The sequence below is a fragment of the Paenibacillus sp. J22P51 genome, assembly GCF_059692215.1.
The window spans coordinates 324,366-340,464 of record NZ_JCAUAZ010000001.1 but is presented as its reverse complement, the minus strand read 5'-3'; the positions used below and the strand labels follow the sequence as shown (position 1 = coordinate 340,464).

Genomic DNA, 16,099 nt, shown 5'->3' with positions numbered 1-16,099 from the left:
AATGTAGAAATACTAGGGGACAAAAAAAGAAGCGCTTACATTATAATGGTTGCATACCCATGAAAGATAAAAAACAGGCCTGTTGATTATCAACCTCTTGGATAAGAATACTCGATTTATAAATCTTGCGCAATTGTGGAAACGTTTATTGGTATTCAATGTATTTTTTTATACGATTACAAATTATGTAAATTTTAGTTAAATATTTTTTTGAAGGGAAAGGAGTGTCAAAATGATAAAGATTAAGAGAACAACGAAATGGATCAACACTGGCTTAAGTGTACTGCTTTTTCTCAGCCTATTTTTGACGATAATTCCTGCTAAGGTGCTGGCGGCCGACGAATATGATACGCTCCGATTGAAGTGGTTCGATTTATTGACCGGGAACTCTGCTTACAGTACGCCTGTTACGGATACGTATATTGCCAATACAATTCAAGGCATCACCAATACTGTGTCATACAGTAAAGTTTTACAGCCTTCGGCAGATACTTATGTCGGAGACGGTCCAAACGGTGAGACGAATTATGGAAGCGACACTTCGTTGATCGTCAAGGATAGTACATCTACCGGGAATAGTAGAAAAACGTATCTCAAATTTGACCTCTCTACTGTTACGGCATCAAGCGTAGTCAAATTGAGATTATATGGAAGTAACATTCAGGATACGACGAGTGTTGCAGTAAAGGTGCTAGGAACCACGGACGACTGGACGGAATCGGGGATTACCTGGAATAACGCACCAGCCGCCAGTACTTCTGTCTTATCGTCAGTTTATGTCAACAACATGGCCGGTTATTATGAATTTGAAGTAACCGGTTTTGTTGGAAATGAGAGATCAAGTGACGCCTTAGCTTCGTTCATAGTAGTAACCGATGAAAAAGAAGACAAGGCGATTTCTTTCAACAGTAATGAAAACACCTCCTTTAAACCGCAATTGGTCGTGTCGGGGTACTGGGATGTTATGAATACAGCTTCGAACAGGACCTATTTATGGAGTGATACAGTGGCAAACTGTTCGCCAGACAGTGATTACAGTCGTTTGAAAAAAATGGCGCTAGCTTATGCCACAAAAGGCTCTGCCCTCTATCAAAACGTGGCGTTAAAGACGGACATTATCAACGGTTTGGACTGGCTATATATGAATAAATATAACGAGAATACGGCGATTCCTGGCGGATGTAACGTGTGGGATTATAGAACCGGAATTCCTCTTAATCTAAACGATACCCTCGTTCTGATGTATGATCAAGTAACGGCAACGCAATTGAGCAATTACCTGAAAGTGATCCACCATTTTAAATTCATTTTTAGCACAGTTACTTTGGGAGCGAACCGAGCGGATTCAGTTATCATTTACACAATTGAAGGCTTGCTTGGCAAGAACAATGCCCTAATCGCCTCGGCACGAGACGCGCTCAGCCAGATTTTTCTCTATGTCACCACTGGAGACGGATTTTATGAGGACGGTTCTTTCATTCAACATACTACTGTGGCGTATTCGGGAAGCTACGGCCTTGTTCTATTAGACGATATGGCTAGAATATTGTATCTATTGAATGGTTCAACATGGACAGTCACCGATCCCAATGTCAATAACGTATACAAATGGGTGACGGACGCTTATCAACCTCTGATCTATAAAGGCGCCATGATGGACATGGTACGAGGGAGGGCAATTTCGAGACAAGGATTTAGTGATCATTCAATTGGCAGATCGGCCATCCAGTCGATTATCCTCTTATCCCATGTAGCGCCAGCGGATAAGGCCGCATTATTCAAGAGTATGGCCAAAGCGTGGATTCAGGCAGACACCGCTACGAACTATATTACGGGTTCCATTTTCACTATTTCGTTTATGAAGACATTTATGAGCGATTCAGCCGTCACACCGCTCGGTGAACTGGTCCAGAATAAAGTGTTTGCGGGGATGGATCGAGTCGTTCATTTGCGCCCCGGTTTTGGCTTCGGCATTAGTATGTCTTCAAAAAGGATATCTAACTTTGAGTCTTTTAACGGCGAAAATCTCAAGGGAGGCAATACCGGCAACGGCATGACTTATTTGTATAATGGAGATCTGACACAATTCAGTAACAACTATTGGCCGACGGTAAGCTCGCTTCGCCTCCCGGGCACTACTGCGGATGGCTCGCAAGGAGGTTTGCAAAATTATCTAAGTCCGAAAACGTGGGCCGGCGGATCATCTGTGAACGGCTTGTACGGATCGGCCGGCATGGAGTTTGATCTGGATGTCAGCACGCTGACTGGCAAGAAATCGTGGTTCATGTTCGACAATGAAATCGTTGCTTTAGGGGCGGGCATTACGGCTAATGATAGTCGGAATGTAGAAACGATCGTGGAAAACCGTCAGTTGAACGATAGCGGAGACAATGCATTGACAGTGGGCGGGCTCGCGAAATCGAACCAACTAGGTTGGACGGAAGCAATGAGTAGTGTGAGTTGGGCGCATTTGGCCGGCACTACTACGAATTCGGATATCGGCTACTACTTCCCGGGCAAGGCGACCGTATCCGGTCTGCGTGAAGCGAGAACCGGGTCATGGAAAGATATCAACTCAGGCTCGACGAATCCGGTTCCGATTACAAGGAATTATTTGAGCTTGGCGTTGAATCATGGTGTAAACCCAACAAACGCGTCTTATTCCTACGTCATGCTGCCGAATAAAAGTGCCGCAGATATGGCCACTTATGCCAGCAGTCCGGGTATCACTATCCTTGAAAATGGAGTGAATGCGCAGGCGGTGAATGACACGACACTGAACGCTGTGGGAGCCAACTTCTGGAATGATATCACCAAGAGCGTGTACGTAGACGGTTCGAGCTTTATTACAAGCGACAAAAAAGCATCCGTAACAACATTACAATCGTCAAGCGCGATCGATGTAGGGGTTTCCGACCCTACGCAGGCTAATACGGGAACGATTAATCTGGAGATCAATCGGAGCGCAACAGACGTGATCACGATGGATACGGGTATCACCGTCACACAGCTGAGTCCGACGATCAAGATGACGGTGAATGCGAACGGATCGGTGGGCAAAACTTTCAATGCGAAATTCAATTTGGGAGCTGCGGTGCTGCCTGCTGCACCCGTATTAAACAGTGCGACACGGGAGAACGGACAGGCGACGTTGAACTGGTCTGATTATAGTAATGCAACGGGCTTTAAGATCAAGTATGGCACGACGTCAGGAAGCTACACCAACACGATAAACGTTCCATTTGTTAGTAACAGCTACACGATCTCGGGATTGACCAATGGCGTCGCTTACTACTTTGTGGTTTCGGCCTACAGCGCTGCCGGGAACAGCGATTATTCAAACGGAAAATCGGTAAAGCCTGGTCCTGTAGATTTTACGCTTCAAGCCGAAAGTTACAACAGTATGAGCGGTGTAACTAAAAGTGGAAACGTCATAGGGAGCACTGATAATGGAGATTGGATAGCTTACAATAATGTTGACTTTGGAACAGGATACAGCACCTTTACCGCTAATCTCGGTGTGTCGACGACCAATACTAGCAAGACTGTGGAAATACATCTCGACAGCCTGACAGGTCCACTTGTGGGGACGCTTACCCCACAAGGTACGGGTGCCTATAGCACATATGTGCCGCAAACGATCTCGCTGACAGGTGCTAGTGGTGTTCATAACTTGTATATCGTATTTAAAGGTGGATATGGAGTAGGCAACTTTGACTGGTTCAAGTTTAGCAATGATTATACACCACCAGCAGATGCAACCTTAGCAGCAGATATTACAGCGCCGACCAACAGCAACGTCACCGTAACGATCAGCTATCCAACAGATGCAGTGGTGAAAGAATACAAAGTTGGCGCAAGCGGCACATGGACAGCGTATACAACCCCTGTTGTCCTTTCAGCAAATAACACCGTTTATGCAAGAGGAACGGATGCAGCGGGCAACGTATCCAATGTAACTCGTATTGTTGTAAATAATTTATTTTTAAAGATCCAATCCGAAGCTTACAACAATATGAGCGGTATAAGCAATGGCGGTACCGTGATCGGAAGTTGTGACAACGGCGATTGGGTAGCTTATCAGCAGATAAATCTGGGGAGCGGCTACAATTTGTTTACCGCAAATGTCGGAGTAACTGCAACCAATGCAGGCAAGACTGCGGAAATCAGGCTCGACAGCCCGACAGGCATGCTGTTAGGAACGCTTACCATACAAAATACGGGAGGATATTCCACATTCACACAGCAAACAAGCACATTGACTGGCGCAAGCGGAGTTCATGACGTTTATATCGTTTTTAAAGGCGGATATGGGGTTGGTAACTTCGACTGGTTCAAGTTTAGCAATTAATATGGCAATATGAGGTACGGGAAGAAGGAAATTACCTTCGTTTCGCGTGACATTACCCTTTCGGAAGATTCCGATAGATAGTTTCAGTATGCTCCTGTCCGGTTGTAATTCTCAGACGTTTATTGTATAGTGTAGAGAATTAATTCAATAAGCGTGACCTGGAGGAGCCTGTCATTTACGGGCTCCTTCTGTCGTTTTCTGAAGAGCCTGTACTCATGCAAGCTCTTTTTTTTTCATACAATTAACCCAGGAACAAAATATGAAAAAACGGGAGATAAAGTCATTAGTATGAGCAATTTTATGATTTTAGCTTGAGAAGGACTAAAGTTAAATCCCAAACATCGAGGCTGCCGCGTGCAGAAATAATGGAGGTTGTATGAAAACGGTTCAATCCAAATTGTTGATTATGTTTATAGTAGTAACTTTACTGCCGGTAATTACAATGGGGACGAACGCTTATCGCATATCCGTTAACGCTGCGAAGCAGAATGCCGGACAAGCGATGCAGGCAGCCCTCGAACAAATAGGTAAGAACCTTGACTTTCAACAACGGATGTACCTAAAATATTTGGATTTTTTAGTCAATTCGACAGATCTCAAAACGATTTTTTTTAATAGCGATTTTAATCGTACGACGGTTCAGACCTGGGATGTTTACCGAAACCTTGACATCATCATGAACGGACTGTTTCTACGTGAAGAGTCTGTCGCAGCAGTCGCTTTATATAAAAATAATCAGTTGGTATACAGCTTCAAGGGAGTTCAAAGAAATTATCTCCAGGATCTTGGTCATTCTAAAATGTACGAATCCGTGATGGCTCATAAAGGCAGTGTTCAGTTGCATACGATGCAGATGATCAATAAGTATTCTGGAGTAAAGGAAAACTACTACATATTCGGAAGAAGACTATACGACAATATAGAACGTCATGAGGAAGCAGCTTATCTCGCAGGCGTATTCTTATTTGTTCCAGAAAAGTTTTTTTCGGATATTTTTCGAAAGGGAAATGAACAAGGAGAGGATACAGTTATGATCAGCAACCTAGGAGGACAAATTCTTTCCCATTCGGATAGTGAGAGGATTGGAAGTCACCTAAATGTTGAGGGAGTAACGGAATTGCCTGAGAATAAGATGAATGGAAGCTATCCCTCGGTAGTGAATGGAAAACAGGTGATGATTGGGTATTACCGTCTTCCACAATGGGACATGCAGGTCATTCAGATCATTCCCCAAGAGGCGTTTATAGGAAAGATTCGTTCCATAGCTAATTCGACTGTGATTCTCAGTGTCCTATTATTTCTTATTTTACTATTCTTATCTTGGTTTATCGCACGTAAACTCTCAAGACCAGTACGAAAGCTGATAGTGGCGATGAGGCAGATGCAGAATGGGAATTTTGATATCCAGATCGAGCCAAACTTTGATTATGAATTTAATATTCTGGCAAGTTCTTTTAATGATATGGCCGTTCGGTTGAAGGAATCCGTTGCACGGCTTATCGATGAGGAGAAACGGAGGGGGGAAATTGAGCTGCATATGCTTCAGTACCAAATCAATCCTCATTTTGTGAATAATACAATTGGCTCTATTCGATTATTTGCCCTTACGCAAGGAGCCCATCAAGTAGCCGAGGTGCTTCATGTGTTAGCCAGGTTGTTTCAGAGGACACTTGGAAGCTCGAGACATCTGATTCGCGTAAGATCGGAATTAGCCAACATTAAAGATTACATTCGGATTCATAAGATGCAATATATGGGCGAGATGGGATTCGAGGTCGAGATAAATAACGAGGTAATGGATGTATTTATGCCGAATCTACTCTTGCAGCCCTTAGTAGAAAATGCGCTTTTTCACGGTTTAAATTCGGCCCCAGCAGATCCTGTCTTGTCCATAAAGGCAAGGAAGGAGGGGGAGGAGTTGGTCATATCTGTTTGTGACAACGGAGTGGGAATGAGTAAAGAAAGGATCCAAGAAATTATGTCAGGGGAGGATCGACTGCCAGACCGTTTAAACAAAATCGGGGTCCAGAACGTCGACAAACGCTTGAAATTGTATTACGGCCACCAGTATGGGGTAACGTTGATCAGTGTCCCAGGTAAGGGTACGGAGGCCTTGGTTCGATTGCCCTGCATATATAAGGAGGGAGGGTCATCCCTTGAAAAAAGTCATTATAGCGGACGATAATCGGATGGTGGTGAAGTCAGTCTCACAGCTTATTCCGTGGGAGCAATATGGTTATGTGGTCACGGCCAAAGTTTTTGATGGGGGGCAAGCACTGGAGGCGGTAAAAATTAACGGTGCCGATCTGCTAGTGACCGATATCAAAATGCCCTTCATGGACGGTCTTGAACTCATTCGACAAGTAAGGCAGCTGGGCTGTGATGCCAAAGCGGTTGTACTGAGCTCTTATAATGATTTTGAACTGGTTCGGGAGGCCATGCGACTGGGTGCCTCGGAATATATATTAAAGACGGAGCTGGATCCTAACTCATTTATAGCCTTGTTGGACACACTCGCAAGGCAATTAGATACAGAGCGCAAGGAACTAGAGCAGCTTGTGAAGCTGGAGGGGTTCTCGGAAGCGGATTTGAACCGCTTGAAGGATGCGGACAATGAGCTGTTCCGAAATCGGAGACACATCAGAGAGCAGCTTCTTCGCGGATTCTGTATCGGTTATGTAACGGAGGAGCAGTTTCTGTCACAGAGGAAAGATTACTTAAATATTCGTTATGACCAAGGGCGCCATGCCATGCTATACGTGGCGGCAGATAATTTTCATAAACTGCTTGAACTAAAATGGAATGGAAATGAGCAGCTGTTAGCTTTTGCGGCTACCAATGTGATGGAAGAAATATTGGAGAATGGATGGGAAGCAGACCTTTTCTACAACGGATCCGGAACGTTCGTTATTCTGCTTAACATAGTGAATGTAAAGAGCGACCCAGATAGATCAAGTTGGGTCCAGTTGTTTTCAAGACTTTCGTCCTCACTAGAAAATTATTTCCGACTTCGGATCTCAGGCGGCCTCAGTATGGAGAAACCGGGAGTAGACTCAATTCCGAAGTTATATTTACAAGCGATGGAGGCATGTCAATTCCGTTTTATTCGGGGAAAAGGCAAGTTATTTTTTGATGCGGATATTCAAAAAAACGGGGCAGGGCAAAATGATGCTGCTCCCTTTAATAGTTACGAAAGAGTGGAACTCCTGCGCAATGTGTTGGCAGCGTTCCATCCTCAGCTTCTATTGAAAACGCCCGAATCTTTATTTGTACATCCTGATCATGTGACTCCGGAAAACTTTCGCGATATGCTACGACTTTATGAAAAATACACCTTTTGTCTGACGGATTTCGTTGAAAAATACGGGATGAGAAATGTATGCGATGACCTGATTCAAAGTTTTAACGAGTATATTTACGATCAAGAAGCCATTCCGGATTTGAATCGCCGACTGCAAGAGATTCTGGAACGAATCGCAGAGGAGATGGCAACCGGGAACAGTCAGGTCAGGCAGCTAATCAAGTATGTACAAGGACATTTCAAAGATGAGGTCACCTTACAGTCTGCTGCAGAGCATCTCGGTATAACCAGCGCTTACTTAGGTAGACTCGTACAAAAGGAACTGGGTGTGAACTACTCTGAATACTTGAATCAATACAGGATTGAGCGAGCCAAGGTACTGCTGACGGAAGGATTGTTAAAAATTTACGAGATCGCTGAAGCGGTTGGCTACGGAAGCACCGAGCATTTTAGCCGTATGTTCAAAAAGGTAACGGGTATCAGTCCCAAAGAATTCTCAACGGGAAGAACAAGATAGCTCAAAATGAGACCCCATATGGGGTCTTATTTTGTTACGTCACCTAAAAAATGATGCGGACAGGTATGATTTGATCATGAAATGTACAATACGATCATTCTCATATAAGTGTATTGATTGTTAAAATAGGGGGACAAAGCTAAGGAGGAACCGCTGATGAACCAACAGTTTGCACAGGTAAATAAGCAGTCCGTGGTTGTGCCTAAGACGAAGCTAGCCCAAACATTTATCCAGCTTGCCAGGCAAAAATACCTGTTTGTGCTCCTGCTACCAGGATTGATTTATTTTATTGTTTTTAAATACATCCCTATGTACGGAGTAGTGTTAGCCTTTAAGGAATTCAATCCGATGGAGGGGATCCTAGGAAGCCCGTGGGCAGGCATGAAATATTTCAATCGGATTTTTCAATCAGATGCCGTCATGCACGTGCTCTACAATACGCTAAGGCTCAGTTTATTAAATCTGTTTTTCGCTTTTCCTGCGCCTATCGTGTTTGCATTAATGTTAAATGAAGTGGTGCATAAGAAAGCAAAACGGATTTTTCAGACCATCTCGTATTTACCCCATTTCTTATCCTGGGTCGTAATTTCTGGATTGATTTTTCAATTATTATCGCCCAGCTATGGTCTTTATGGACTGATTAGTAAGCTATTGAATTGGAAAACAGAGGTTCTGCTCACCCAACCTGGTCCTTTTCTTACCATTGTAGTGGCTTCAAATATTTGGAAAGAGTTTGGATATGGAAGCGTTATTTACCTGGCAGCTATTGCAGGGATAAGCGGAGAACTTTACGAGGCTGCCAAAATGGACGGGGCTGGTCGATTCAAGCAAATGCTACATATCACCTTGCCTAGCTTGCTTCCCGTAATCAGCATCCTGTTTATATTGCAGCTTGGGCATGTGCTTGATGGAGGATTTGATCAAATAATGAACTTATACAATCCTATAGTTTATGGCGTGGCGGATATTATCGATACTTATGTATATCGCATTGGGCTTGCTGATTTTCAATATAGCTTCGGGACGGCAGTAGGACTCTGTAAGGGGGTCGTTGCCATGATTCTTGTTGTATTAAGTAACTGTTTTGTACGTAAATTCACTAACCACTCGATTTGGTAGAAAGGAGCAATCGATGAGAATACGAAAGAACAAATCGGAGACGATCTTCGATTTCATGAATATCACGATTCTTTTGGTCTTGTCACTTACAATTCTTTATCCCTTCTGGCAGCAAGTAGTACTGTCCTTTAGCCAACCGGCAGAAGCGCAGCTCATCAATTTGCATCTCTATACGCTGCATCCAACTCTTGACGCCTACAAACGAATATTTTCCGGGGATACAATTTTCAAGGCTTACTATTGGACGACCTATCGCACCATCGTAGGAACGCTGCTCACGGTGCTCGTGACCTCGATGATGGCTTATCCGCTTGCAAAGACATACTTTTTGGGGCGCAAATTTTGGATGTGGATCGTGGTTTTCACGATGTTTTTCGGGGGAGGTTTGGTACCGACTTACCTTTTGGTTAAAAACCTCCACCTTACGAATACTGTATGGGCTCTTATCCTGCCTGGTCTTGTAAGCGCTTGGAATATCATCATATTACGAAATTTTTACTATTCTATTCCGGATGAGTTGGAGGAGAGCGCGCGCATGGATGGAGCCAATGATCTATTCATTTTCTTTCGGATCATTATTCCACTTTCCGCTCCTGTCATTGCGACAGTTACATTATGGACGATGGTTGGCCATTGGAACGCATGGTTTGATGCTCTTATTTATATAACGAACAACAAAATCAAAGTGTTGCAAATTGTATTACGTGAAGTGCTTAGCGATGCCAATCAGATGTCAGGGATGAATCCTCTGCTTGCTGCTAATGTTGCCGAACTGCAAGGTCAGCAGTATACGCCCGAATCGATTAAAGCGGCAATCCTTATGGTCGTCATCTTGCCGATCGTATGCGTCTATCCATTCTTGCAAAAATATTTTGTCAAAGGGATCATGGTTGGTGCCGTCAAAGGCTGAATCCTGTGCAAGTTTAAGCAGTATGTAAGGGCAGAGCCTTTATATAATAATATCAATAGAGGAGGGTAACACAATGAATAGAAAAAAAGTAGTATCAGCTACAATGGCAACGATAATCACGATGGGGATGTTAGCAGGCTGCGGCTCAACAGCATCTACTCCTAAGACTGAAGAAACAAATAAGCCAGCGGATAAGAAAAAGTATACGATTAAAATCCTTTCCACTCGCGTCCAACCGAATCCAGATTCGGAGACCATGAAGACAATATCACAAAAGCTGGGACAAGATTTGGAGGTTACGGCAGTCCCTGATTCCAACTACACAGATAAGTTGAATCTTTACTATGCCTCGAACGACTTGCCGGATGTTTTCCAGGTCACATCAGAAGAAATCCGGAAGAACGGGACAGCGAAATTTACGGAAGATGATCTGAAAAAATACATGCCACTTTCTTATGAGGCTGCGATCAGACAATATAAAGAATTTGGTATTGATAAACAGAAAGTCTTGGATCGTTTATCAGTCGACGGAAAATTAGCATCTTTCTCAATAGGGAATAAAGAGTTGACTTACCCCTATGGCCTTGTCGTCCGTCAGGACTTGTTGGATGAGTTTGGGTTACAACTGCCTAAAACTCTTAATGACTGGGAAGTGTTCCTTAAAGCATATAAACAAAAATATCCTAGCAAATATCCCATTACAGCTCGAGGCAAAGACTTGATCCGACAATCATTCTATGGTTTCATCGCTGCTTTCGGAACATCCTACGATACGTGGCAATTAAGGGACAATAAGCTGGTATATGGACCCTATATGCCAGAAATGCGCGATGCGCTTGAACTTCTATCACGTTGGTACAAGGAAGGTTATATTAATCCTGAATGGATTACCATGGATATAGCTGCACTTAATAATGAATGGATTAACGGGAATACAGTTTCCTTCCAATTCACAAATCTTAGTACCGTTATAAAAGCGCCTTATGTCCCAGGATCCATGTTCGATCAATTAGCAGCAAAGAATCCAAAGGCCAATTTTCAATGGGCTCCATATCCTACTTGGAAGGCTGGTATTAAGCCTGCACTTAACACTTACGAACTTATTCTCGGTTCAGGCGTCAGCTTTAGCAAAAAGCTTGAGAAGGATCCGGACAAATTGCATGCCGCAATGGAAGTCGTTGACAAATTGTTTAGTGATAAAGAACTCTACATGCTTAGAACCTTCGGAGTACAAGGAAAAACGTATGATATCGTGGATGGAGTGCCTACCATCAAGAAAGAGTTGAATAATGCTGACGGTAATGTGAAGGAAGGCTTTAACTGGTTCACCGCTGCAGCGCCTGGTGTAAATTGGGATTTAGCGAAAGGAACAAAGAGACAGGAATACTTGGATAATCTAAAGAAATATGCCGAGGATTCCACCGGTTATTATTCTCAAGCAAACACAGAATGGGCAATTAGTCGAGTGAATGGCCCTCTTACTTCCCCATCGGGAGAGGATTTGGTTGTTAAAGGAAAGACTAAGTATGAGGAGTGGAATCGGATGTTTGCTGAAGTGATAATTGGCACCAAAACGCTTGCAGATTTTGATAAATTTATCGAACAATGGAAGAAAGAATGGGGCAATGAAGCAACAGAGTCAGCCAATCGTCTTTACTTGAAGCAGTGGCAGAAGTAGTGAAGTGAATAGCAGGCTCTACTTAGATAGAGCCTGCTATTTTTAAAAATGACTAACTGAAAGGATGAAAGAGATATGAATCTATTTATGGATGCAGCTGACTTTGGATTCTCGCCTCAATCGACAGGGATCGATAACGCCAAAGCTCTTCAAAAAGCCCTGGATGCGTGCGGAACGATCACGGTAAGTCGTCCGGGTACTTACAAGCTGGCACGGACCGTTTACATTGGAAGCAATACGACTTTGATTATGGGAAATAATGTTTTTGTGCAAAAGGAAGATGAGGAGGGCCCATACTCGCATGTCATCTTGAACAAAGGGGCACTAACCAAAACATACGACGAGCACATCACGATTGAGAATCTTCATATTGTTGTGAATGGGATGGATATTCGAAAGTTTGATGACGTCTTTGGCTTACATGGGCAACTTGCTCTATTCTACGTTAAAGATGTGAGAATTGAAGGTTTTCGCTGCTTGGACTTAGGTAAAATGCAGTATGGCATACAGATATGTTCATTTGAAGACATCATTATCCATGATGTCGTGATCAAAGGTGACAAGGACGGGGTCCATCTCGGAAGGGGCAAACGTTTTCATATTTGTAATGGAATCTTTGAAACCTATGACGATGCCGTTGCGCTAAATTCACATGATTACGACGTCGGCAACCCGGAACTCGGCTGGATTGAGGATGGTGTTGTAGAGAATTGCCATGACTTGTTTCGAAATAAGGAAAATAATGAATCAGTGGGCTTTTTTTGCCGAATCCTAGCTGGGGCTTGGAAGGACTGGGAGGCGGGAATGGTTGTACAAAAATCGGATACGGTGGTTTCGAATGGCCGTATATACCGTGTCAGAGCAGAAGCTGATAATAAGACTTACGTATCGAATACACAACCAATTCATGAGAGTGGCTCTATGGTCTTAGACGATATCAATTGGACCATGGTTCAAGATGAAGTTACCTACACCGCAGGGGTTCGAAATGTGACGTTCAGGAGTATTTTCTTACATAAAGCGAGAACGGGCTTTTCTGTACATTTTGATAATGACAAATATAGTCGTTCGTATTATCCTGGAGCCCCAGTCCCTCACCAGGAGCAACTGGTATTCGATAATATTCGTGTGCTGCATGATCATAAGTTTCCTTTTGCTTCGATCAATACACCGGTTGATGTGTTAACCATTACAAATTCCAGCTTTAAAAATAATAGTTTCTCGTTCAGTGGAAACAAGGCCATGACGGATTATTATAAAACCAGGATCAACTTGGTCGGATGCGTTTTTAACCAGAAAGGTCTAATGGATTTGATTGTAAACAGTGTGGAAAATAAAGAAATACAATTATATACGACCGCCAGCGTGTTAGTGAATGACACTTTCACTGCCAATCTGATCCCGGGTCCAGGTAGGATTCACGTTAACTCCGATCTAAGGGGATTAGAGTAAGGTATAATTTTTTGATTTGTAGGAGGATTTTAATATGAGTTTAATTATTCCAATTCCATCTCAACATGTACGCCGCTTCGAGCGACTTGGCTTCGGGATGTTTATCCACTGGGGGCTTTACTCACAGCTTGGGCAAGGGGAATGGGCAATGCACCTTAATCGTATCCCTAAGGAAGAGTATCTTAAGCTGCAGGATACTTTCTCTGTGGAGGAGTTTGATGCAAGAGCGATTGCCAAACTTGCCCGGAAGGCGGGGATGAAATACATTACGTTGACCACACGGCACCACGATGGCTTCTCTCTGTATGATACGAGAGGGCTTAGCGATTACGATGCACCCCATAGTGCAGCGAAGCGCGACCTGATTGCGGAATTTGTGGATGGCTGTCGGGCAGAAGGGATTTTACCGTTCTTTTATCATACGACTTTGGATTGGTACCAAGATTCGTTTATTGGGGATTTCGACACTTATCTGAATTATTTACAGCAGTCGATCGAGGTATTGTGCAAATATTATGGGGAAATTGGCGGCTTCTGGTTTGATGGGAACTGGAGCCGGAAGGGAGAGGACTGGAAGGAGGATGCACTCTATGGGATGATACGACGTTATCAGCCGAATGCGATGATCATTAATAATTCAGGCTTATTCAATCAAGGTGAGATTGGACACCCCGAGCTAGATAGCGTTACTTTCGAGCAAGAATGCCCGACACCGCTCAACCGGATAGGTATGAGCAAGTACTTAACAGTCGAGATGTGTCAAACGATCAACGGACACTGGGGCTATGGCCGCTCCGACTTCAATGTTAAATCTCCCAAGGAGATCATCGAGACGCTATGCGTTAGTCGGAAGGTGGGGGCGAACTATCTGCTTAATATTGGACTCACCGGTAGTGGAGCCTTACCTAAGCTTCAGGCTGCGATTCTAGAAACCATTGGCGAATGGGTCGATGTATTCGGAGAGGCAATATACAATGGAATACCCTGCGATATTTCTGGGAGCGGGGATGATTTTGCGCTAGAGACCGCAGACAAACGTATGTTCCTATTTATATATCATCTGAAGATAGAGGGGCATGCAAATGTTTCGATAGGCAATATCGGATCGGGACCGAGAGTATTTCAAGGGTTGAAGCAACCGATTCGGTCGATCGTCTGGCTTGACAACTGCGAAGAGCTCTCATTTGTGCAAAATTTGGAAAAAGGTGTGCTTTGCTTGCAAGCGACGGGTTATCCCTACGGGGTGGATTATGTGGTGAGAGTGGCGGAGGTTCTTTACTGAAAAGAATAAGGCATTTGAAATCTTGAAATCGAGAGGTGGTTCAATGATGACACTCAAACAAAATCTAATGAGGATCAGTATTGTTGTTCTCATGACGATGCTTTCAGGTCTTTTCATGCCAAATATTACAAGGGAAGCGTAACACGATAGACGGAGATATCGCGGAGTTGCTTGTTTACAATACCGCCTTATTGGATTCCGATAGGCAACGTTTAGAAGCATACTTGAACACTAAATATGCTTTCTAGAATGAATTGAAGAATATAAGAATGAGGGTATTCAATGTCAAACTCGCGTTTGAGCATTTGGGACAACAAGCCGATTACCGCGGCCAGCTAGAAGTACCTAGAAACTGAAAGAACAGAGACAGATAATATCAAACAAAAACCATCGTCAAAACTGAGGATGGTTTTTGTTTGCTTTAAGGGGGTGCTCGGGAATGGGATCAAGTTCTTGTCATATATGAAACCAAGTACTTTTTAATGATATACATACTTATAAGCCCCAAAGCTACTCCTATTCATTCTCTGCAGTTGTTATTTGGAATCAATTAAGCCCTACCATATTTTTTCGCAAATTGGTACACCGAATCGGCAAATGTTTTTTTCTGTACTTTGAGATAAGCAACAAGGGCCTCTCTGTCTTGAATCGACACATTCCAATCCCCAGGAATCTCCAGAATTACTTCTTCAATAAGGGTTTCCGGTACAGCAAGGATCTGTTCAATATATGAAGAGAGTATCGATGGATTTTCAAGCATGCCCACAGTCCAAATATGAACGATAGAATCCTTTTTAAACTTATCGTGCTTTTGTAATGTTGAGTTGTTCCATTTATATCCTCCCGGAAAACATTTTCCGTGATCGATCATATGAATATCATATTTGCCTTCCGGCAGCCGCTCCAAAAGAATGTTGCTTTTTGTACGGTCAGAGTTATGCACCCAATGGTCGAATACGAAAATTCCGGCTAGTACCTGGTTATTTTTGATATCCATTTTAGTCGGATGAGGAGGTTCCTTCGAGAGGCCTCTGCAATTGTCTATAAATAGGCTTGCAAATTGTGTGCCTGGATTGTATTTGGATGATAACTTTTTTGGTATATATTGTATCTGCTGCTCTGTCATATTCACTATTTTAAATGGCACCACAGGCAAAGAAAGGTGTTGCCCTAATCTGGCGATCACGAATTCGTTTACCAGTTCCCTTGTTCCGTGGAAATTGTTTTTACATTTTACCGCATAACGATTTCCATCATTAAATGACAGCAAATGTGCGGCTTTTCCAGACAGCGTCTCCAAATATTTTATCGGTTCTAATGATGTCATCGCTCCGCAGCCCTTCTTTCGCTTCTTTGATAGAATCTAACATTACAATATTCAAAAATAATTTAAGAGTATGGACAAAAGGGATATTATTTTCAAACTTGCCGTTATTGAAGCGCGGTGAACCTTATGATAAATGAGAGGTGCAAACGAAATAGGAGCAGA

The 16,099-nt window shown here is 43.2% G+C and carries 9 protein-coding genes; 8 read left to right on the top strand and 1 reads right to left on the bottom strand.

What is annotated here, in order from left to right:
* Positions 1-232: 232 nt before the first annotated feature.
* The 8 genes from AC58QC_RS01130 (at position 233) to AC58QC_RS01095 (ending at position 14,610) form a co-directional block, all read left to right on the top strand.
* Entirely contained in the window at positions 233-4,351 is a 4,119-nt protein-coding gene (locus AC58QC_RS01130) for a polysaccharide lyase family 8 super-sandwich domain-containing protein (RefSeq protein ID WP_497413371.1), read from the top strand.
* A 376-nt stretch (positions 4,352-4,727) separates the two neighbouring features.
* Positions 4,728-6,536: a sensor histidine kinase gene (locus AC58QC_RS01125; RefSeq protein WP_497413370.1), complete on the top strand. Its 1,809-nt coding sequence runs from the start codon at positions 4,728-4,730 to the stop codon at positions 6,534-6,536.
* Positions 6,508-8,169: a helix-turn-helix domain-containing protein gene (locus AC58QC_RS01120; protein WP_497413369.1), complete on the top strand. Its 1,662-nt coding sequence runs from the start codon at positions 6,508-6,510 to the stop codon at positions 8,167-8,169. Before AC58QC_RS01125 ends, AC58QC_RS01120 begins: the two co-directional genes overlap by 29 nt.
* A gap of 156 nt (positions 8,170-8,325) precedes the next feature.
* Positions 8,326-9,288 carry an ABC transporter permease gene (locus AC58QC_RS01115; RefSeq protein ID WP_497413368.1) on the top strand — a complete coding sequence of 321 codons (963 nt, stop codon included), beginning with the start codon at positions 8,326-8,328 and terminating at the stop codon, positions 9,286-9,288.
* Between the two features lie 13 nt (positions 9,289-9,301).
* On the top strand, positions 9,302-10,198 hold the full coding sequence (locus AC58QC_RS01110) for a carbohydrate ABC transporter permease (protein ID WP_497413367.1): 897 nt from the start codon (positions 9,302-9,304) through the stop codon (positions 10,196-10,198).
* Positions 10,199-10,271: 73 nt separating this feature from the next.
* Positions 10,272-11,876: a type 2 periplasmic-binding domain-containing protein gene (locus AC58QC_RS01105; protein WP_497413366.1), complete on the top strand. Its 1,605-nt coding sequence runs from the start codon at positions 10,272-10,274 to the stop codon at positions 11,874-11,876.
* 75 nt (positions 11,877-11,951) lie between these two features.
* Positions 11,952-13,328, top strand: a complete 1,377-nt coding sequence (locus AC58QC_RS01100) for a glycoside hydrolase family protein (protein WP_497413365.1) — start codon at positions 11,952-11,954, stop codon at positions 13,326-13,328.
* 34 nt (positions 13,329-13,362) lie between these two features.
* Entirely contained in the window at positions 13,363-14,610 is a 1,248-nt protein-coding gene (locus AC58QC_RS01095; RefSeq protein ID WP_497413364.1) for an alpha-L-fucosidase, read from the top strand.
* A 550-nt stretch (positions 14,611-15,160) separates the two neighbouring features.
* On the opposite strand, the gene AC58QC_RS01090 is transcribed toward AC58QC_RS01095, so the two are convergent.
* Positions 15,161-15,937 (bottom strand): HipA family kinase, encoded by a 777-nt coding sequence (locus AC58QC_RS01090; protein WP_497413363.1) that lies wholly within the window; start codon positions 15,935-15,937, stop codon positions 15,161-15,163.
* Between the last annotated feature and the right edge of the window lie 162 nt (positions 15,938-16,099).